The following is an 18,693-nucleotide window of genomic DNA, read 5'->3' as shown; positions in this document are numbered from 1 at the left end:
GCTTTCATGTCAGGTCAGGCGGCTTTTCGCCAGCGGCGGATTCTTGGCAAAATAATTCTTGATGCCCGTGACGATGGCGTCGGCCATCTGGTCCTGATAGCCGTTGTCGGTCAGCTTGGCTTCTTCTTCCGGATTCGAGATGAACGCCGTCTCGATCAGGATGGAGGGAATGTCCGGCGCTTTCAGCACGGCGAAGCCGGCCTGCTCGACGGAACCCTTGTGCAGACGGTTGATGCCGCCGATTTCGCGCAGCACGGCCTTGCCCAGCTTCATGCTGTCATTGATCTGCGCCGTCGTCGACAGGTCGAGCAACACGCTGGCCAGCTGCTTGTCGTGGTTCTTTACGTTCACGCCGCCGATCAGGTCGGCCTGGTTTTCCTTGTTGGCCAGCCAGCGCGCGGCAGTCGAGGTGGCACCCTTTTCGGACAGCACGAAGACGGACGAGCCGCGCGCCGTCGGCTGGATGAAGGCGTCGGCGTGGATCGAGACGAACAGGTCGGCCTGCACCTTGCGCGCCTTTTCCACGCGCATGCCCAGCGGGACGAAGAAATCGGCGTCGCGCGTGAGCATGACGCGCATGTTCGGCTGCAGTTCCAGCTTGGTCTTGAGGCGCTTGGCGATGGCCAGCACCACGTCTTTTTCGCGGCTGCCCCGGCTGCCCATGGCGCCAGGATCTTCGCCGCCGTGGCCGGGATCGAGCGCGATGGTAATCATGCGCACCACTTTCTGGCCCGGCAGGGGCCGCGCTTCGGGACGCTGTTCCGGGCGGATATCGGGCACGGGCGGCACGATGGGCGCTACCGGTGGCACGACGGCGGCCACGGGCGGCTTGCCGCTCTCGGGGAGGGGCAGCGCGGGCGGCGGCGTATGCGTGCCGGCCATTGGCGGTTTGGCAGGGTCGCTCGACCAGTCGCCCTTTTCGATCATTTGCGCGATCAGGTCCGGCTCGTGCACGGGATACAGGTCGAAAATCAAACGGTGGTTGTAGGAGCCGGCCGGCGGCAGCGTAAACAGCTGCGGCGTGACCTCTTCCTTCAGGTCGAACACCAGGCGCACGACGTTGGGCCGGTTCTGGCCCACGCGCACCTGCTTGATGTACGGGTCGTTCGACTGGATCTTCGCCACCAGGCCCTTGAGCGTTGGATTGAGTTCCAGTCCTTCGATGTCGACCACCAGGCGTTCCGGGTCCTTGACGATGAAGTGGGTCGCCTTAAGGATGCTGTCGTTTTCCAGCGTGACGCGGGTATAGTCCTCGGCCGGCCAGACGCGCACGGCGAGAATTTGCGCCGCCATCGCCGACATGGGCGCGAAAACGGACAGCAGCAGGGTGCCGCCGGCCTTGAGGACCGTGCGCCGGGTGATGGGCGAGGAGATCAAAGGTTCGGGGCGAATTTGAGACGGTGAAGGCATGACAGACCCAATTCAGAAGACGCTTGCAATTCTACATCACGTCCTGTACCCGCAACGTTCAAATAAATATTCAGGTCCGCCGGCGGCAGCACCGGCTCGGCTTTCTCCGGCCATTCGACGATGCAGATATTGCGGCCGTCGAAGTCTTCGCGAAAACCCGCGTCGAGGAATTCCTCGGCGCTGCCCATGCGGTACAGGTCGAAATGGATGACGTTGACGCTCTGGCCATCGAGCTGCACCGTGTACGGTTCGGACAAGGTATAGGTGGGGCTTTTCACGTGGCCCGCATGGCCGGCCGCGTGCAGCAGGGCGCGGGTGAGGGCCGTCTTGCCGGCGCCCAGGTCGCCGTGCAGGTAGATCGCCAGGCCCGGCGCCAGTGCGCGCGCCAGCGCGGCGCCCAGCGCGGCGGTGCCGGCTTCGTCGTGGAGGTGGGCTTTGAAGTGTTCGGTCATTATCTTCGGTATCGCATAAAATGGAGGCTGCTGTCATTGTAACCGCCCGCGCGCCTGCCGTTTTCCGTAAAGTCCCCTATGTCCGCCACCGTCACCGATCTCGCCGCCTTGGCGCGCACCATTAAAGAATGGGGGCGCGAGCTGGGTTTTGCCGAGGTGCGTATCGCCGACGTGGACCTGTCGCACATGGAAGCGCCCTTGCAAGCCTGGCTCGATGCAGGGTATCACGGCGAAATGGATTACATGGCCAGCCACGGCATGAAGCGCGCACGCCCGGCCGAACTGGTGCCGGGCACGGTGCGCGCCATCAGCGCGCGCATGAATTATCTGCCACCGGCGCTGGGGCCAGACTGGCGTGAGCACGAGGCGGCGCGCGATGCCGATCCCGCGGCGGCCGTGATCTCCGTGTATGCGCGCGGCCGCGACTATCACAAGGTCATGCGTTCGCGCCTGCAGCAGCTGGCCGAGCGCATCAAGGGCGAGATCGGCGACTTCGGCTACCGCGTCTTCAGCGATTCGGCGCCCGTGATGGAAGTCGAGCTGGCGCAAAAGGGCGGGCTGGGCTGGCGCGGCAAGCATACCTTGCTGATCAACCGCCAGGGCGGCTCCTTTTTTTTCCTCGGCGAGATACTCATCGACGTGCCGCTGCCCGTCGACCCGCCGGAGACACCGCGCTGCGGCCAGTGCTCGGCGTGCATCACGGTGTGCCCGACGCAAGCCATCCTGGGGCCGTACAAGCTTGACGCGCGCCGCTGCATCTCCTACCTGACGATCGAATTGAAGGGGGCCATTCCCGTCGAGATGCGCCCCTTGATCGGCAACAAGGTGTATGGCTGCGACGATTGCCAGACCGTCTGCCCGTGGAACAAGTTCGCCCAGCGCGCCGTCGTGCCGGACTTCGACGAGCGCCACAGCCTGGGCAGCGCCGGCATGGTGGAACTGTTCGCCTGGACGGAAGAGGAATTCAACCGCCGCATGGAAGGCAGCGCGATCCGCCGCATCGGCCACGAACGCTGGCTGCGCAACCTGGCCGTCGGCATGGGCAACGCGGCGACCAAGGCCCGGGGCCAGGCCGACATCGTCGCGGCTCTGCTGTCGCGCCGCGAGCATCCGTCGGCCATCGTGCGCGAACACGTCGAATGGGCGCTGGCGCTGCACGGCATCGCTTGACCTGCGTTTATTTCTGCGTTTAAGCCTGCTTCAGGCGCAGCGCCGACCACTGACTATCGATGGCGACCATCGCCACGCTGTCGAGGCCCATGGTTTGCGCAAAGTCGCGGATATCGTCGCGGTGGATGTCGCTGCCCGCTTTGATTCCGCCCTTGCGGTATGCCACCCAGACCGCGCCGCCGGGCGCCAGGCGCGCCCGCGACGCCGGCAGGTACTGCTCCAGTTCCGCGCGGCTGCGCGCAAACAGCAATATCCAGTCAGCATTTTCACCTTCCCGCACCAGCCGCTCTGGCGGCAACTGCGCCAGCAATTCCCCATGCTCGCCGCCATCATTGAGCACGGCCAGGGCCGCGGCATTTTTCACATACATTTTTTCTGGGACAGTTTTTTCAGGCATGGCAAGGACGTGTCGATTGCGGAAAGACGAGCATAACAAATTTCTCCTTGACTTATCGATATATCGTTATAAAATGACGATACCTACTAACGATATATCTTTAAAGAGAAAACATGAGAAACTCACACCACGCAGAACACGGCCATCACGGCCACCACCATCATCACGGCCATTGCGGCCAGCAGCATTACCATGGCGAACACCGCCACGAGCACCGCAGCGAATACGCCATGCATGGCCGCGGCCCGCGCGGTTTCGACGAGCGCGGCGACGGCATGGGCCATGGCGGCCCCGGTGGCCCAGGTGGACGAGGGCGCGGCGAACGGGCCGAGCGCGTCTTCGGCCGCGGCGACCTGCCGCTGATCGTGCTGGCGCTGATCGAAATCAGCCCGCGCCACGGCTATGAAATCATCAAGGCCATCGAAGAGCGTTGCGGCGGCGCCTACGCCCCCAGCCCGGGCGCCGTGTACCCGACCCTGACCCTGCTGGAAGAGCAGGATCACGTCACCTCAAGCGAGAGCGCCAGCGGCAAGAAGCTCTACACGATCACGGACCTGGGACGCGCGTATCTCGACGAGAATCGCGCCCAGGTGGATGGCATCCTGGCCCGGCTCGACATGTTTGCCCGCGTCCAGGCGCGCAACGCCTTGCCCGAGCGCGTGCGCCAGGCCATGCACACCCTCAAGCATGCGCTGTTGCTGAACAAGACCAGCTGGAACGACGCCGAAGCCGAGCGCGTCTCCGCCGTGCTGGAGCAGGCGGCGAATGCCATCGTCGACGGCCACTGAGCCTACTTTACAAGGATAAGCAATGACTACTGCATCACCTACAGCACCACGTCCGCATGCCATCGAGCGCGTGCGGCATGACTTGAAACTGCGCGTGCTCACCGTCGTGCGCACGGAGCAGCTGACGCCGCACATGCGCCGCATCACCCTGGCGGGCGATGACCTGGATGGCTTTGTCTCGCCGGCGCACGACGATCACGTCAAGCTGTTCTTCCCCGCCCCGGGCGAGACAGCGCCCGTGTTTCCCGTGCTGGGCAATGGCCCGAATCCCATCCAGTACGCGGAAGGCGCGCGTCCCATCGCCCGCAATTACACGCCGCGCCGTTATGACGCCGCGCGGCGCGAGCTGGAAATCGACTTCGTGCTACATGGCGACGGCCCCGCGGCCAGCTGGGCGGCGCAAGCGGCGCCCGGCCAGACCCTGGGCGTGGGCGGACCGCGCGGCTCCATGCTGGTGCCGCTCGATTTCGACTGGTATGTGCTGGTGGGCGACCAGACGGCCTTGCCGGCCATTGCCCGCCGCCTGGAGCAGTTGCCGGCCACGGCGCGGGCGATTGCCGTGATCGAGATCGTCGAAGACGGCGAACAGATCGCGTTGGAGTCCGCCGCGCAGCTGGACGTGCGCTGGGTAGCGCGCAATGGCCGCAAGGGGCCGCTGCTGCTGGAAGAATTGGCGAAGGTCGCCTTGCCGCAGGATGGCGACGGTTACGTGTGGGTGGCGTGCGAGCATGCGCAGGTGCAGGGCTTGCGCGGGCATTTCATCGATGCTGGGGTGCCGAAGCAGCATCTGCATGTGGCCAGTTACTGGAAGCATGGGGCGGCGGAGCATCACGAGCACCATGATGCGTGATGGCGGTGGTGTCGGGTTACGCGCTGCGCGCTAACCCGACCTACCCGACCTACATTGCAATGTAGGTTGGATTAGCGGCGCGCCAGCGCCGCGTAATCCAACATGGCTGCACTACTTCAACAACCCCGCCAGCTCCACCGCCGTCTTGACCTGCATCTTGTCGAAGATATGCGCGCGGTGGACTTCCACGGTGCGCATGCTGATGCCCAGCTTGTCGGCCACCACCTTGTTCATCTTGCCCGCCAAAATCAGGTCCAGCACTTCGCGTTCGCGCGTCGACAGGGTGGCCAGGCGCGCATGCACGGCGGCCAGTTCGCCCGCCTGGCGCGAGTTGGCCAGGCCCTGCTGCACGCGGTCCATCAGGTCGTTGTCGTTGAACGGCTTTTCAAAGAAATCGAAGGCGCCCCGTTTCAGGCTGTCGACGGCCATCGGCACGTCGCCATGGCCGGTGAGGAAAATCACGGGCAGGCGCGCCGTCAGGTCGCGCTTGACCAGCTGGTCGAACAGGGCGATGCCGTTCATGTCGGGCATGCGCACGTCGAGCAGCACGCAGTCGCCGGCGGCGTCGAAGCTGCCGTCCAGGCTATCGAGGAATTGCTGCGCGCTGGCATAGTTGCGCGCCTCGATGCTGCGCGAGGCGGCCAGCCAGGACAGGGAGTCGCGCACGACCTCTTCGTCGTCAATGATGTGTAGCATGTGGTCTCCGGCTTGTCGTTATGCGTTATTCGTTAAGGCGAGTGCGGCGCGCGCGGCGCGGCCGGCACGCTGAATGTAAAGATGGTACCGCCAGCGGGGTTGGCGCCGAAGGTCAGCGCGCCGCCATGAAATTCGATGGCGGTGCGGCAGATGTTCAAGCCCATGCCCATGCCTTCGGACTTGGTCGAGAAAAACGGCGAAAACAGCCGCTCGGCGACGTCCTGGGGAATGCCATGTCCATGGTCGATCACGTCCACCGTCACCATGCCCTGCTGCGCGTCGTGGCTGGCCCGCAGGCGCATGATACGCCGTCCCGGCGCCGCATCCTGCATCGCTTCGATGGCGTTGCGCGTCAGGTTCAGCAGCACCTGCTCGATCATCACGGGGTCGGCGCGCAGCAGCGGCAGGTCCGGTGGCAGCTCTTCCTGGATGGTGACATAGTATTTGCGGGCCTGCAGGTCGATCAGCGCGCGGATGCCGTCGATCAGGGTACGGATGGAGATGTCCTGGCGCTGCGGCTCGCTCTTGCGCACGAAATCGTGCACGCTGCGGATGATCTGGCCGGCCCGCTGCGCCTGCGCGCTGGCTTGCTCCAGTGCCGGTTTCAAGGTGCCCGGATCGACGGGGGCGTCATGCTCGATGGCGCGGCGGATCAAATTCAAGGCTCCCGTGGTGTAGCTGGAAATGGCCGCCAGCGGCTGATTCAATTCGTGCGCCAGCATCGACGCCAGTTCGCCCATGGTGGCCAGGCGCGAACTCGTTTGCAGTTTTTCCTGCTGCTGGCGATTCAGTTCCTCGACCCGCTTGCGGTCCGAGATATCGAGCACGGAACCCATCCAGCCCGTCTGCTGGCCGTTCTTGTCCACCAGCGGCGCTTCGAAGATCAGCACGGCCACGCGCGTGCCGTCGGGGCGCTGGAAATAGGTTTCGAACTGCGGCGTGGGGTTGCCGGCCAGGGCCTTGACGAAGCGCTGCTGGTATTCCTCCAGCGCCTCGGGCACCCAGTAGGGCATGGGCGGCAAACGCCCCAGGATTTCCTCGGGCGGATAGCCGACGATCTGGCAAAACGCGGGATTCACATATGTGACTCTTCCTTCGAGGTCGCGCGCGCGCATGCCCGTCACCAGCGAGTTTTCCATCGCCGTGCGAAACAGCATCTGCTGGCGCAGCGCGCCCTCGGCCACCAGGCGGCGCGAAATATGCCGCCACAGGGCCAGCAGGCTCCATAATAAACCCAGCGAGAGGGCGATGACGGAGCCGACCAGCAGATTGGGCAGCAGCTTGGGCTGGCTTTTCACGCTGTCGGTAAACAGGGTGATGGTGGCGCCGGGCACGTCGAGCGCGCGCTTGTGCGTGTACACGCCGTGGCCGGGACCGGCGGCGGCGCGCCGCGCCAGCACCTTGTCGTCGCGGTCGATCAGCGAAATCTGGTTATCCTGCGCAAACCACCACGGCACCATTTCATCGAGCAGGCTGCTGATCTGGTAGGTGGCCACCAGGCTGCCGACATAGCGCTGGCCATCGAACAGGGGCTGGTGGTAATCCATCAGCATGGCGCCCGGCGGCGCGTCGGGAAAGCCGCTCTGCTGCGAAGGCTGGGCGTACTGGCCCCGGTGCAGGCGGCGCGCATTGTCGGCCGCCGTCAGCGAGGCCGGTGAAAACGACAAGGCATGCGGCAGGCTGTTGTCGCTGGTGGCCAGCACCTTGCCGCTGGTGTCGAGCCACAGCACGCGTTGCAGTTCGCGGCCATTGCGCAGCATCTGCTGCAGCCGTTCGTGCACTTTTTCCGCGCCCAGCGAGGCGCTGGCGATATCGACACCCAGGTTGAACAGGCTTTCCTCGTTGCGCGCCAGCTGGAAGCGGATGGTCTGCTCCACCCACAGGGTGTCGGCGATCAATTGCTCCTGGCGCTCGTTGCTTTCCATCTGGCGCGCCTGCCAGGGCAGCCAGAACAGGATGGACAGGAACAGCAGCAGCAATATGACGGGCAGCAGCCAGCGCATCGGGCTCGATAGCTTGAAGCGGCGTGCAAGGGTGGGGGGAGTCGGCATGGCTGGCAGGGTAGCGGCTTATCGGGAGCCGGCTATTGTGGTTAACCACAATAGCCGAAGCAGTTTCTTTGGCACAATATCCAAGTAGACAAATAATAAAGTTTTTCTAAAAACCATCCAGGAGACAAAAATGCAGATGAAAACCATGTTCGTCGCGCTGTGCGCGGCCATAGGCGCCACCGCCGGCGTGCACGCTTACGCGCAAGCCCCCATCGTCATCAAGTTCAGCCACGTCGTGGCGACGGACACGCCGAAAGGCCAGGCCGCCGAGCGTTTCAAGCAGCTGGCCGAGAAAGCCACGAATGGCAAGGTCAAGGTCGAACTGTACCCGAACAGCCAGCTGTACAAGGACAAGGAAGAACTCGAAGCCCTGCAGCTGGGCGCCGTGCAGATGCTGGCGCCCTCGCTGGCCAAGTTCGGCCCGCTGGGCGTGAAGGAGTTCGAAGCGTTCGACCTGCCCTACATTTTCCCCACCAAGACGGCGCTGTACAACGTTACCGAAGGCGAAATCGGCAAGAGCCTGCTGAAAAAACTGGAACCCAAGGGTATCACGGGCCTGGCCTACTGGGACAATGGCTTCAAGGTGATGTCGGCCAACAAGCCGCTGCACAGCCCGGCCGACTTCAAGGGCCTGAAAATGCGCATCCAGTCGTCCAAGGTGCTCGACGCGCAGATGCGCGCGCTGGGTGCCAATCCGCAGGTGCTGGCCTTCTCGGAAGTGTATCAGGCGCTGCAGACGGGCGTGGTCGACGGCACGGAAAATCCGCCGTCGAATATGTACACGCAAAAGATGCATGAGGTGCAAAAGCACGTGACCGTGTCGAACCACGGCTACCTGGGCTATGCCGTCATCGTCAACAAGAAATTCTGGGATGGCTTGCCGCCCGATATCCGCGCCCAGCTGGAAAAAGCCATGCGCGAAGCGACCACGTTTGAAAAAGCCATCGCCCAGCGCGACAACGACCAGGCCCTCGACGCCATCAAGAAAGCGGGCAAGACGCAGATCTACACCTTGACGGTGCAGGAACAGGCCGAGTGGCGCAAGGCGCTGGCGCCCGTGCAAAAGACCATGGAAGCGCGCATCGGCAAGGACCTGATCTCGGCCATCAACAAGGAAAGCGCGAAGTAATAGCGCTGGCCGCGCCACCCGGTGCGGCTTTCAGGGGCATCCCTGTCTTTCTGTAGCAACGGCACCTGCGCGTCCTGCGCGGGTGTCAGCGTACCCGCATTCTTTGAAAGTCCACCATGAAATTTCTGGATCACCTGGAAGAGTGGCTGATCGCGACCCTGATGGGCGCAGCCACCTTCATCATCTTCGTCGCGGTCGTGCACCGCTACCTGGCAGGCTTGCCGATACCGGTCGTGCAAGACTTCCTGATTCAAATCAATACCAGCTGGGCCCAGGAACTGTGCATCTACATGTTCGTCTGGATGGCCAAGTTCGGCGCCGCGTATGGCGTGCGCACGGGTATCCACGTGGGCGTCGATGTCTTGATCAACCGCATGAACCCGCGCTGGCGCGACCGTTTCATCGTCTTCGGCCTGGGTGCCGGCGCCCTGTTTACGGGTGTCGTGGGTACCCTGGGCGCCAGCTTCGTGTGGTCGATCGGCCACACGGACCAGACCTCGGCCGACATGGAAGTACCGATGTGGCTGGTCTACCTGGCCGTGCCGCTCGGTTCCTACCTGATGTGCTTCCGCTTCCTGCAAGTGATGGTGCATTTCATCAAGACGGGCGCCTTGCCGAAACACGACCATTCGCACGTCGAGGGCCTGGAAGACGAACTGACGGCTGAAGAAAAAGGAGCCAAGGCATGAACGCGCTGATCATTTTTGTGTTGCTGCTGGCGTTGATGCTGACCGGCATGCCGATTTCCATTTCGCTGGGCCTGACGGTACTCACGTTCCTGTTTACCATGACCAGCGTGCCCATCGAATCGGTGGCCCTGAAGATTTTCACGGGCATCGAGAAATTCGAGATCATGGCCATCCCGTTCTTCATTTTGGCGGGCAACTTCCTCACGCATGGCGGAGTGGCGCGGCGCATGATCAACTTCGCCAGTTCCATGGTGGGCCACTGGCATGGCGGCCTGGCGCTGGCCGGCGTGATGGCGTGCGCGCTGTTTGCTGCCGTTTCCGGCTCCAGCCCCGCCACCGTGGTGGCGATCGGCTCCATCATCCTGCCGGCCATGGTCAAGCAGGGCTACCCGCGCGGTTTCGGCGCTGGCGTCATCACCACCTCGGGCGCGCTGGGCATCCTGATTCCGCCATCGATCGTGATGGTGATGTATTCCGTCAGCACGAATACCTCGGTGGGCAAGCTGTTCATGGCGGGCGTGATTCCCGGCATGATGCTGGCCATGCTGCTGGGCCTGACCACGTGGTTCTTGGCGCGCAAGCACAATTATCCGCGCATGAAGAAGGCCAGCTGGACGGAACGCTTCGTCACCTTCAAGAAAAGCGCCTGGGGCCTGCTCTTGATCGTCATCGTCATGGGCGGCATCTACTCGGGCGCCTTCACGCCGACGGAAGCGGCCGCCATGGCAGCCGTGTACGCCTTCATCATCGCCGTCTTCGTCTACAAGGACTTGAAGATCAAGCAAGTGGGCAAGGTCTTGCTCGACTCGGCCGCCATGTCGGCGATGCTGTTGTACATCATCACGAATGCCGTGCTGTTCTCGTTCCTGATGACCAGCGAAAACATCCCGCAAGCGATGGCCGAATGGATCACGGGCAAGGGCCTGGGCGTGATCAGCTTCTTGTTGGTGGTCAACGTGCTGTTGTTGTTGGCTGGTAACGTCATGGAACCGTCGTCCATCGTGCTGATCATGGCGCCGATTTTGTTCCCTGTCGCCATGAAGCTGGGCATCGATCCTGTGCACTTCGGCATCTTGATCGTGGTCAATATGGAGGTCGGCATGTGCCATCCGCCCGTGGGCTTGAACCTGTACGTGGCGTCCGGCATTACCAAGATGGGCATTTCGGAGCTGACCGTGGCCGTGATGCCGTGGCTGCTGACGATGCTGGGCTTCCTGGTGCTGATTACCTACGTACCACAAATCTCGCTGTGGCTGCCAAATTTAATTTACAACTAAAACAGTTGTCCCCGTCATGGTGCAAAAAAAGTCGATCCGGCCGAATAAATGCGCTATGATGGGCAGCCTTAAGGGGAAACACGTATATGCATATACGCCCAGGTAGCAAGGCTGAAATACAGAATTGGCAACAAGGTTAGTGGGGGAGTGGTCTATAAAAACGGTATTGATACCGGGGATATATTGAGGAGACACACGTTTCACAGAAGTTGTTGAGTCATAGCTGTCTGCGGCCACAAGCCGGCACCGGCGGACCCAAACGACCGGGAACGTGAAGCAATATTTGAAGCGCACCGACTGGTGCGCTTTTTTTTCGTCCCCGGGAAACGTCCGCCGGCACGCCCAAAGTCGGTGCATAATTCCCGTGGCGCTGTTTCCGGCGCCGGCAGGTTGCATATATGCCACACTTGAATAATGATCAGCAGATGAAAAAACAACAGGGCAGTGAACTGTTCAGCGCCATCGTGGCCGCGCCGTTCGGCGCCATGGGCGTGCGCACGCAGGATGGCCAGGTATGCGAGCTGGTGTATCTGCCGCCGCACTTTGCGGAAAAAGACGCGCAGGATGCCGTCTCCGAGCGGGCGTGCCAGCAACTGACGCGCTATTTTATCGATCCCGATCATGTCTTCGACTTGCCGCTGGCAGGCGCGGGCAGCGCCTACCAGCAACGGGTATGGGCGGCGATCGCCGGCATCCCGCGCGGCCAGGTGCGCACCTATGGCGACGTGGCGCGCCTGATCGGCTCGGCGCCGCGCGCCGTGGGCCAGGCCTGCGGCGCCAACTGGTTTCCCGTGGTCATACCCTGTCACCGGGTCACGGCCGCTGGCGGCCTGGGCGGCTTTGCCCACCATGACGATGCGACGGGCTTCCACCTGGGCGTGAAGCGCTGGCTGCTGGCGCATGAAGGCGTGGCGGGCATGGGGTGGTCAACACGATGATGAACAGCCTGCTGGCGCCCGACAACACTACCCTGATCGATGAATTCTGCGACAGCCTGTGGCTGGAAGACGGCCTGTCGAAAAACTCGCTGGACGCCTACCGGCGCGACATGCGGCTGTTTTCGCGCTGGCTGGAAGTGGCGCGGCCCGGGCGCGAGGGCCTGTACGACGTGTCCACGGCCGATATCGAGGCGTATTTCGCCGCCCGCCACGACGAGAGCAAGGCCACGTCGTCGAACCGGCGCCTGTCCGTGCTCAAGCGTTTTTACCAGCTGGCCCTGCGGCACAAGCATATCGCGGCCGACCCGTGCCTGAAGATGGTGTCGGCCAAGCAGCCAGCGCGCTTCGTGCATACCTTGAGCGAAGCGCAGGTGGAAGCGCTATTGGCGGCGCCCGACGTCAGCACGCCGCTGGGCCTGCGCGAGCGCACGATGCTGGAACTCATGTATGCGAGCGGCTTGCGCGTGTCGGAACTGGTGGACTTGAAATCCGTGGAGCTGAGCCTGAACGATGGCGTGCTGCGCATCACGGGCAAGGGCAGCAAGACGCGGCTGGTGCCGTTCGGCGAGCAGGCGCGGCTGTGGATCGAGCGCTACCTGAAGGAAGCGCGCGGCGTGATTCTCGACGGCCAGATGGACGATGCGCTGTTCGTCACGCGGCGCGGCGGCGCCATGACGCGGCAAATGTTCTGGGTCATTATCAAAAAACACGCGCTGAACGCCGGCATCACGGCACCGCTGTCGCCGCACACCCTGCGCCACGCGTTCGCCACCCATTTGCTGAACCATGGCGCGGACTTGCGCGTTGTGCAATTGTTACTGGGACACTCCGATATTTCCACCACGCAGATTTACACGCATGTGGCCCGCGAACGGCTGAAACTGCTGCATGCGCAGCATCATCCGCGAGGCTAAACATTTGGTGTTTGGTCCAACTACGTCATAATGTGGCTTATATGCTTATCTGTAACATCTAAAAACTAAAGAGGTAGTAAATGGCCAAGACAAATTTCCAATACGAAAAACGGCAAAAAGAGCTGGAAAAGAAGAAGAAAGCCGAGGAAAAAGCCAGGCGCAAGCTGGAAGCGAAAAACAATCCGAAGCCGGCCGACGGCGGCGAGGGCGATGAGCCGGAAGCGGACGACGCCGACGTCGACGCCGATCCGGCCGCCGAAGGCGACGCTCCCGCCCAGCCCCAGTAATTCTCCGTTCCTGACGACCGGTGCGGCATGGCCGCGCCGGTATCTCCTCGTTCTCTCCTTCCCCGCTACAAGCGCGGCCGCTGGCCGATCGCCAGTTGCAGCTGCGTGCTGGCGATGGCCGCATCGGCGCGCGCCTGCACATAGCCCTGGTACGCCTCATCGGCCGAGCGCTGCGCCGCCAGCCATTCCAGCAGCGAGGCATTGCCGCTGAAGTACGACAGGCGCATGCCATCGACCACCTTTTGCGCATCGACCAGCACGCCGTCACGGTAGCGCGCCAGCCTGTCCTGCGCCGCCCGCAGTTGCCGCTGCGCCGTGCGCACTTGCGTTTCCGCTGTCAGTTCCGCCTGGCGCAGGGCCAGCATCGCCTGTGTCACGCCCGCTTCCGCCTGTACGATGTCGCCCTTGTCGCGCCGCGACAGGGGAATGGGGATGGCCAGCGAGATGGACAGCGCACGGGAGCGGGGCGCGCCTTCGACGGGATTGCCGCTGGCGTCGATGCCGTCATGGTAGCCGCGCGCGGCGGCCAGGCCCAGCGTCACGGTCGGGTCGACGGCGCGGTTGGCGCGCACCAGCGCCGCGCCGTCGCGCAGGTTGTCCAGGGTGGCGCGGGCGATGCGCACGTCGCTGCGGGCATCGAGCGCTTGCGGCACCAGCATACCGGCATCCTGGTTCTCAAACGCGGCGAAATCGCATACCAGCTGCGCCTCCGGAAACAGCGCGTCGAACCGGCGCCCCAGCGGCGGCGACAGGGCCAGCATGGCGCTATCGGCCTCGCTGCGCGCCTGCGCCAGGTCGGCCTGGAACTGGTCGCGTTCCACGCGCGACTGCAGCAGCTCGATGCCGCCCACATCGCCCGCCTTGCGCCGCACGGCGTTCGCTTCCACGACTTTCGACAGGGCCGCCATGGTCTGCTCCTTGCGCGCGAGGACCTCGCGCGTGCGGCACGCTTCCGTGAACGCGGCGGCCGCCGTGCCATACAGTTCGCTTTTGAAGCCTGCCACCGTTTCCTCGGCCAGCGCGACATTGCTGTGCGCGGCTTTCAAGCGCGCGGCGCGCTTGCCGCCCGTCTCGATGGCCATGCTGATGGCCGGGTTCCACGTGACGGGCCGATGTTCGACGCTGCGCACGGTTTCGCGCGTGGCGCCCAGGGTGAATTCGGGATCGGGACGCAGGCCGGCGATGCCGATGCCGGCCTTGGCCGAGACGATGCCTTCCTGCTGCGACTGCAGCTCCAGGCTGTGGCTTTCCACGGCGGACAGATAGGTTTCAAAGCTCAGGGGGGTGGCGATGGCGCAAGGGGCGATCAGCCAGGCTGCCAGCAGTACATTAAAACGTGTCATGGGTCTTTCCTTCGGTATCGGTCCGGCGTTTGTGTACGTGCGCCTCGATCAGGTAATACAGGGCCGGCAACAGCAGCAGGGTCAGCGCCGTCGCCGTCACCAGACCGCCCACCACCACGGTGGCCAGCGGGCGCTGCACGTCGCTGCCCAGACCCGTGGCCAGCATGGCCGGCGTCAGGCCCAGGGCGGCCACGGTGGCCGTTATGAGGACGGGGCGCATGCGGTCGCGGGCGCCTTCCAGCACGGCGTCGCGCAAACTGCGGCCTTCGTCGGCGCGCAAGCGGTTGATCTGCGCCAGCATCAGCACGGCGTTCAGGACGGCCACGCCGAACAGGGCGATGAAGCCGACGGCGCTCGACACGTTCAAGGTCATGCCGCGCAGGTGCAGCGCGGCCAGGCCACCGAGCATGGCCAGCGGCACGGCCAGCAAGACCAGCGCGGGCTGGCGCAGGTTGCGGAACTGGCCAAACAGCAGCAGGAACATGGCGCCCAGCGTCATCGGCAGGATCAGGGCCAAACGGCTTTGCGCGCGCTGCAGGTTCTCGAATTGGCCGCCCCATTCGACGCTGATGCGCTGGTGCTCGCCTGCCACGGCTTGCGCCACCAGCGGGCGCGCTTCGGCCAGGAAGCCGGCCAGGTCGCGTCCGCGGGCATTCAGGCGCACGATGATGTGGCGCCGGCCCATTTCGCGCACAATCACGCTCTCGCCCGAGGTGGTGCTGATGCTGGCCACCTGCGCCAGCGGGATCTTCGCGCCATTCGCCGCCGTGAGTTTCAGGTTGGCGATGGCGTCCGGGCTGGAACGCGTAGCGGGCGGGAAGCGCACGGCGATGTCGTAGCTTTTCTCGCCCACGTACACCTGGCCGATGGGCGCGCCGCCGATGCCGGTGGCAATCAGGTCGGCCACGTCGGCCGCATTGATGCCGTAGCGGGCCGCCTTTGCGCGGTCCAGTTCCACCTTCAGGTTGGGTAGCGGCGGTTCCACGTCCACGGCCACGTCGGAGGCGCCGGGGACACCTTTCAATACGTGCGCCACCTTGCCGGCGATGGCGCGCACTTCATCGAGGTCGTTGCCGAAGATTTTCACCGTCAGGTCGCTGTGCGCACCCGACAATTTATCCTGCACACCATCGATCATCGGCTGCATGAAGGCCACCGTAAAGCCGGGCATGCGCGCGAAGCGCTCATTCATTTTCGCGATCAGCTGCTGCTTGCTCATGCCCGATTTCCAGCTTTTATACGGATGCAGGCCCACGCTCGCCTCGATGTGCGACGGCGTCCAGTAATCGGTGCCGTCGTCGTTGCGCCCCGTCTGCGTGACGATGGTCGACACTTCGGGAAACTCCAGCGCGGCGCGCCGCAGTTCGCTGGCCATGTCGGACGCCTTGTCGAGCGTGATCCCGGGCGGCATCTGCACCTGCAGCCACAGGGAGCCTTCATCGAGATAGGGCAGGAAGTCCCGTCCGATGGTAGTGCCCAGCAAAGCCAGGCATGCCAGCGAGGCGGCGCACACCATCGCCACCCAGCGCTTTCTGCCCACCATGCGCTCGAGGAAGCGGCCGTACGCGGCCGCCAGCTTGTCCAGTGCGCGGTTATGGAAGGTGCGGCGCGGCTTGCGCAAGGCTAGCCAGGCCAGGCCGGGGATCAGCACCAGGGCCACCACCAGCGCGCCCACCAGCGCCGCGCCCACCGCATACGCCATGGGAGAGAACAGCTTGTATTCGATGCGCTGGAAGGCGAACAGTGGCAGGTAGGCGGCGATGATGACGGCCATGCCGAACATGATGGGTCGCGCCACCTGCAGGGTCGCGCCGATGGCGTCCTGCAGGGTGAGGGGCCGTTCCTGTTCCCGCTCGCGGCGGCGCAGCATGTTTTCCAGCACCACCACGGAACCGTCGACGAGGATGCCGAAGTCGATCGCCCCCAGGGACAGCAAATTGGCGGGAATTTTAAAGTGGTGCATGAAGATGAAGGCGATCAGCAGGGCCAGAGGAATCGTCAGCGCGACGATGGCGGCTGCGCGCGGGCTGCCCAGATACAGCAGCAGTACGAGGGCGACCAGCAGCATGCCTTCGCCCAAGGTATAACTGACCGTGTGCAGGGTGGCGTCGATCAGCGAGCTGCGGTCCAGGTAGGGCACCACTTTCACATCTTTCGGCAGCAGGTTGGTATTGAGGTCATCGACGGCCGCGTGGATGCCGGCCAGCGCCTCGGACGGATTGAAATCCTTCAGCAGCAGCGTGATGCCTTCGATGGTGTCGGGGTTGTCGTCCTTGCCGAGGATGCCGCGCCGCTCCACGTTGCCATAGGCGAGCTTGCCCAGGTCTTTCACCAGCACGGGCACGCTGTCCTTGCTGCTGACGACGACGTTGCCCATGTCGTCGAGCGAATGCAGCAAGCCCACGCCGCGCACCACGTACGATTGCTGGCCACGGTCGATGACGCTGCCGCCGCCGCTGATATTGTTGGCGTTGATGGCGTCCTTGACCTGCGCCAGCGAGAAACCGTAGCTGTCGAGTTTTGCGGGATCGAGTTCCAGCATGAATTGCGTCGTCAGCCCGCCGAAATTGCTGACGTCGGCCACGCCGCGCACCTGCTGCAGGCGCGGAATCACCGTCCAGAACTGCAGCTCGGACAGTTCGCGCAGCGAGCGTGTTTTCGATTCCAGCGTGTAGCGGTAGATCTCGCCCGTGGGCGAGGTATAGGGATCGAGTCCCGGCTTGGCGTCGTACGGCAGGTTCACGCTGGCCAGGCGTTCCTGCAGCCGCTCGCGCGTGAAGTAGCCATCGCTGCCATCCTCGAACACCACCGTGATCAGCGACAGGGCGAACAGGCTGCGCGTGCGCAGCACGTGCATGCCGGGCGTGCCGAGCAGGGCGCGTTCCAGTGGAATGGTGATCTGCTGCTCGATTTCCTCGGCGCCCAGGCCCGGCACCTGCGTGACGATCTGCGAGGTGACGTCGGCGATGTCGGGGTAGGCTTCGATGGGCAGCTGCTTCCAGCAATAGACGCCGTAGACGGCGACGAACAGCAGTACCAGCCAGACGATGCCGCGCCGCTGGCAGCAGGTGGCGATGAAACGGTCAATCATTGAGCAGCACTCCTTCCTTGACGACGATGCGTTCGCCCGCGCGCAAGCCCGAGACGATTTCCACCTGCCCGCCATGGCTGGCGCCCACTTCCACCGTGTGCGGCGAGAACACCAGCGGGCTGCGCTCCACCATCACGCGCGTCGATGGCCCACTTTGCAGCACGGCGGCCGCCGGCACGAGGAGGGCGCGGCGGGAAGCGCCGGCGAATCCCGCGTGGGCGAACATGCCCGGCTTGAAGGCGCCGGCGCGGTTGTCGATGGCCACGCGCACCTTCACCGTGCGCGTCTCGGGATCGAGCACGGCGCCCACATACGCGACCTTGCCCTCAAAAGCCTTGCCGGGCCAGGCGTCGACGGTGATGCTGGTCTTTTGTCCCACGGCCACCTGCGCCAGGTCCCTCTCGGCCACGTTGGCCGACAGCCACACGGTGGACAGGTCGGCCACCGTCATGACGGGCGCGTTGATATCGTTCCAGTAGCCGCCCTGGGCGCCTTCCATGGCGATCACGGTGCCGGCGATCGGCGAGCGCAAGACATAGTCGCGGCGCGAACCGCGCACGCCGGCACCGTACTGGGCCAGCTTGTCGGCGCTGGCCTGGGCATCGCTGCCGGCCTGCGCAAAAGCCGCCTGCGCCGCTTCGTACTCCTTGCGCGCGGCGATTTCCGCCTCGAACAGGGTTTTCTGGCGCTCCAGTTCCTGGCGCGCCTGCAGCAGGGCGGACTTCGCCTTGCTGTCGTCCGCGTAGGCGGCGCTCAGTTCCGCCGAATCGAGCGTGAACAGCGGGTCGCCCGCCTTCACGCTGTCGCCCAGCGTGCGCTGCAAACGCGTGATCCGGCCAGCCAGCGGCGGCGTGATTTTCACCAGTTTTTCCGGCATCGCTTCGATGCTGCCTGGCGCATCCGTCTGCGTGGCGATCTCCTGTTCCTGCACGGCGGCGACCTGCAGGCGCTGGCGCAGCGGCGACATCTTGTCGACGGCGATGCTGCCGTCGTCCAGGTGCCTCGATTGGGCGGGCGGCGTGGCTGCCGCCGTCGGTTTGGCGCAGCCGGCCAGGGCCGAACAGGCGAGAGCGAGGGCGCAGCTGGCGCCCAGGGCGTTGCGGGTGGTCGTGTTCATCCCGTGTTTCCTTGTTATTGATGGTGATGGGGCATGCGTGGATGCCGTGCCCAGGCGGGCGGTCAGAAGGGGCGCGGGCAGAGATATGACAGCG

Annotated in this window: 17 protein-coding genes; 9 read left to right on the top strand and 8 right to left on the bottom strand. The window is 64.1% G+C overall.

The window, feature by feature from the left end; genetic code table 11:
* Nucleotides 1-9: 9 nt before the first annotated feature.
* A complete protein-coding gene (locus tag O3297_RS17075; RefSeq protein ID WP_070281515.1) occupies nt 10-1,410 on the bottom strand; it encodes an N-acetylmuramoyl-L-alanine amidase in 1,401 nt (466 codons plus the stop codon).
* The gene (tsaE, locus tag O3297_RS17070; protein ID WP_034780043.1) at nt 1,374-1,862 is read right to left on the bottom strand and encodes a tRNA (adenosine(37)-N6)-threonylcarbamoyltransferase complex ATPase subunit type 1 TsaE; all 489 of its coding nucleotides are present in this window, start codon (nt 1,860-1,862) and stop codon (nt 1,374-1,376) included. Before tsaE ends, O3297_RS17075 begins: the two co-directional genes overlap by 37 nt.
* A 78-nt stretch (nt 1,863-1,940) precedes the next feature.
* On the opposite strand from tsaE, the gene queG reads away from it, so the two are divergent.
* Nucleotides 1,941-3,032, top strand: coding sequence for a tRNA epoxyqueuosine(34) reductase QueG (gene queG, locus O3297_RS17065; RefSeq protein ID WP_070281514.1), 1,092 nt, complete (start codon nt 1,941-1,943; stop codon nt 3,030-3,032).
* 19 nt (nt 3,033-3,051) lie between these two features.
* Here queG and O3297_RS17060 read toward each other — a convergent pair whose 3' ends face one another.
* The gene (locus tag O3297_RS17060) at nt 3,052-3,396 is read right to left on the bottom strand and encodes a DUF3052 family protein (RefSeq protein WP_305049264.1); all 345 of its coding nucleotides are present in this window, start codon (nt 3,394-3,396) and stop codon (nt 3,052-3,054) included.
* 146 nt (nt 3,397-3,542) lie between these two features.
* On the opposite strand from O3297_RS17060, the gene O3297_RS17055 reads away from it, so the two are divergent.
* Both O3297_RS17055 and O3297_RS17050 read left to right on the top strand, forming a co-directional pair.
* Nucleotides 3,543-4,217, top strand: coding sequence for a PadR family transcriptional regulator (locus O3297_RS17055; protein ID WP_305049263.1), 675 nt, complete (start codon nt 3,543-3,545; stop codon nt 4,215-4,217).
* A gap of 22 nt (nt 4,218-4,239) precedes the next feature.
* Nucleotides 4,240-5,067, top strand: a complete 828-nt coding sequence (locus O3297_RS17050) for a siderophore-interacting protein (RefSeq protein ID WP_305049262.1) — start codon at nt 4,240-4,242, stop codon at nt 5,065-5,067.
* A 111-nt stretch (nt 5,068-5,178) separates the two neighbouring features.
* Here O3297_RS17050 and O3297_RS17045 read toward each other — a convergent pair whose 3' ends face one another.
* On the bottom strand, nt 5,179-5,763 hold the full coding sequence (locus O3297_RS17045) for a response regulator transcription factor (protein ID WP_034780029.1): 585 nt from the start codon (nt 5,761-5,763) through the stop codon (nt 5,179-5,181).
* A gap of 32 nt (nt 5,764-5,795) precedes the next feature.
* Nucleotides 5,796-7,814 (bottom strand): PAS domain S-box protein, encoded by a 2,019-nt coding sequence (locus O3297_RS17040; RefSeq protein WP_305049261.1) that lies wholly within the window; start codon nt 7,812-7,814, stop codon nt 5,796-5,798.
* 136 nt (nt 7,815-7,950) lie between these two features.
* On the opposite strand from O3297_RS17040, the gene O3297_RS17035 reads away from it, so the two are divergent.
* The 6 genes from O3297_RS17035 to O3297_RS17010 all read left to right on the top strand — a co-directional run bounded on the left by O3297_RS17035 (nt 7,951) and on the right by O3297_RS17010 (nt 13,048).
* A complete protein-coding gene (locus tag O3297_RS17035; RefSeq protein ID WP_370385433.1) occupies nt 7,951-8,943 on the top strand; it encodes a TRAP transporter substrate-binding protein in 993 nt (330 codons plus the stop codon).
* A 116-nt stretch (nt 8,944-9,059) separates the two neighbouring features.
* The gene (locus O3297_RS17030; protein ID WP_034780017.1) at nt 9,060-9,632 is read left to right on the top strand and encodes a TRAP transporter small permease; all 573 of its coding nucleotides are present in this window, start codon (nt 9,060-9,062) and stop codon (nt 9,630-9,632) included.
* On the top strand, nt 9,629-10,909 hold the full coding sequence (locus tag O3297_RS17025; protein WP_176385522.1) for a TRAP transporter large permease: 1,281 nt from the start codon (nt 9,629-9,631) through the stop codon (nt 10,907-10,909). Before O3297_RS17030 ends, O3297_RS17025 begins: the two co-directional genes overlap by 4 nt.
* Nucleotides 10,910-11,334: 425 nt before the next feature.
* Nucleotides 11,335-11,847 carry a methylated-DNA--[protein]-cysteine S-methyltransferase gene (locus O3297_RS17020; protein ID WP_305049260.1) on the top strand — a complete coding sequence of 171 codons (513 nt, stop codon included), beginning with the start codon at nt 11,335-11,337 and terminating at the stop codon, nt 11,845-11,847.
* Entirely contained in the window at nt 11,844-12,761 is a 918-nt protein-coding gene (xerD, locus tag O3297_RS17015) for a site-specific tyrosine recombinase XerD (RefSeq protein WP_305049259.1), read from the top strand. Before O3297_RS17020 ends, xerD begins: the two co-directional genes overlap by 4 nt.
* A gap of 80 nt (nt 12,762-12,841) precedes the next feature.
* Entirely contained in the window at nt 12,842-13,048 is a 207-nt protein-coding gene (locus O3297_RS17010; RefSeq protein ID WP_070257461.1) for a hypothetical protein, read from the top strand.
* 65 nt (nt 13,049-13,113) lie between these two features.
* Here O3297_RS17010 and O3297_RS17005 read toward each other — a convergent pair whose 3' ends face one another.
* Genes O3297_RS17005 through O3297_RS16995 form a run of 3 tightly spaced genes read right to left on the bottom strand, consistent with a single transcriptional unit; the run spans nt 13,114 to nt 18,599 of the window.
* On the bottom strand, nt 13,114-14,391 hold the full coding sequence (locus tag O3297_RS17005) for a TolC family protein (RefSeq protein ID WP_305049258.1): 1,278 nt from the start codon (nt 14,389-14,391) through the stop codon (nt 13,114-13,116).
* Nucleotides 14,378-17,482: an efflux RND transporter permease subunit gene (locus tag O3297_RS17000; RefSeq protein ID WP_305049257.1), complete on the bottom strand. Its 3,105-nt coding sequence runs from the start codon at nt 17,480-17,482 to the stop codon at nt 14,378-14,380. The genes O3297_RS17005 and O3297_RS17000 overlap by 14 nt, the downstream gene beginning before the upstream one ends.
* On the bottom strand, nt 17,475-18,599 hold the full coding sequence (locus O3297_RS16995) for an efflux RND transporter periplasmic adaptor subunit (protein ID WP_305049256.1): 1,125 nt from the start codon (nt 18,597-18,599) through the stop codon (nt 17,475-17,477). Before O3297_RS16995 ends, O3297_RS17000 begins: the two co-directional genes overlap by 8 nt.
* Between the last annotated feature and the right edge of the window lie 94 nt (nt 18,600-18,693).

Origin of the sequence: Janthinobacterium sp. SUN128 (assembly GCF_030587275.1) — a bacterium.
Lineage (GTDB): Bacteria > Pseudomonadota > Gammaproteobacteria > Burkholderiales > Burkholderiaceae_D > Janthinobacterium > Janthinobacterium lividum.
The sequence above is the reverse complement of the archived record's forward strand: the minus strand, read 5'-3'. Positions and strand labels throughout refer to the sequence as shown.

Excerpts from the sequence above, each read along its gene's own strand:
- O3297_RS17075 (WP_070281515.1), bottom strand. The coding sequence starts at position 1,410 with ATGCCTTCACCGTCTCAAATTCGCCCCGAACCTTTGATCTCCTCGCCC.
- tsaE (WP_034780043.1), bottom strand. The coding sequence starts at position 1,862 with ATGACCGAACACTTCAAAGCCCACCTCCACGACGAAGCCGGCACCGCC.
- queG (WP_070281514.1), top strand. The coding sequence starts at position 1,941 with ATGTCCGCCACCGTCACCGATCTCGCCGCCTTGGCGCGCACCATTAAA.
- O3297_RS17055 (WP_305049263.1), top strand. The coding sequence starts at position 3,543 with ATGAGAAACTCACACCACGCAGAACACGGCCATCACGGCCACCACCAT.
- O3297_RS17050 (WP_305049262.1), top strand. The coding sequence starts at position 4,240 with ATGACTACTGCATCACCTACAGCACCACGTCCGCATGCCATCGAGCGC.
- O3297_RS17045 (WP_034780029.1), bottom strand. The coding sequence starts at position 5,763 with ATGCTACACATCATTGACGACGAAGAGGTCGTGCGCGACTCCCTGTCC.
- O3297_RS17040 (WP_305049261.1), bottom strand. The coding sequence starts at position 7,814 with ATGCCGACTCCCCCCACCCTTGCACGCCGCTTCAAGCTATCGAGCCCG.
- O3297_RS17035 (WP_370385433.1), top strand. The coding sequence starts at position 7,951 with ATGAAAACCATGTTCGTCGCGCTGTGCGCGGCCATAGGCGCCACCGCC.
- O3297_RS17030 (WP_034780017.1), top strand. The coding sequence starts at position 9,060 with ATGAAATTTCTGGATCACCTGGAAGAGTGGCTGATCGCGACCCTGATG.
- O3297_RS17025 (WP_176385522.1), top strand. The coding sequence starts at position 9,629 with ATGAACGCGCTGATCATTTTTGTGTTGCTGCTGGCGTTGATGCTGACC.
- O3297_RS17020 (WP_305049260.1), top strand. The coding sequence starts at position 11,335 with ATGAAAAAACAACAGGGCAGTGAACTGTTCAGCGCCATCGTGGCCGCG.
- xerD (WP_305049259.1), top strand. The coding sequence starts at position 11,844 with ATGATGAACAGCCTGCTGGCGCCCGACAACACTACCCTGATCGATGAA.
- O3297_RS17010 (WP_070257461.1), top strand. The coding sequence starts at position 12,842 with ATGGCCAAGACAAATTTCCAATACGAAAAACGGCAAAAAGAGCTGGAA.
- O3297_RS17005 (WP_305049258.1), bottom strand. The coding sequence starts at position 14,391 with ATGACACGTTTTAATGTACTGCTGGCAGCCTGGCTGATCGCCCCTTGC.
- O3297_RS17000 (WP_305049257.1), bottom strand. The coding sequence starts at position 17,482 with ATGATTGACCGTTTCATCGCCACCTGCTGCCAGCGGCGCGGCATCGTC.
- O3297_RS16995 (WP_305049256.1), bottom strand. The coding sequence starts at position 18,599 with ATGAACACGACCACCCGCAACGCCCTGGGCGCCAGCTGCGCCCTCGCT.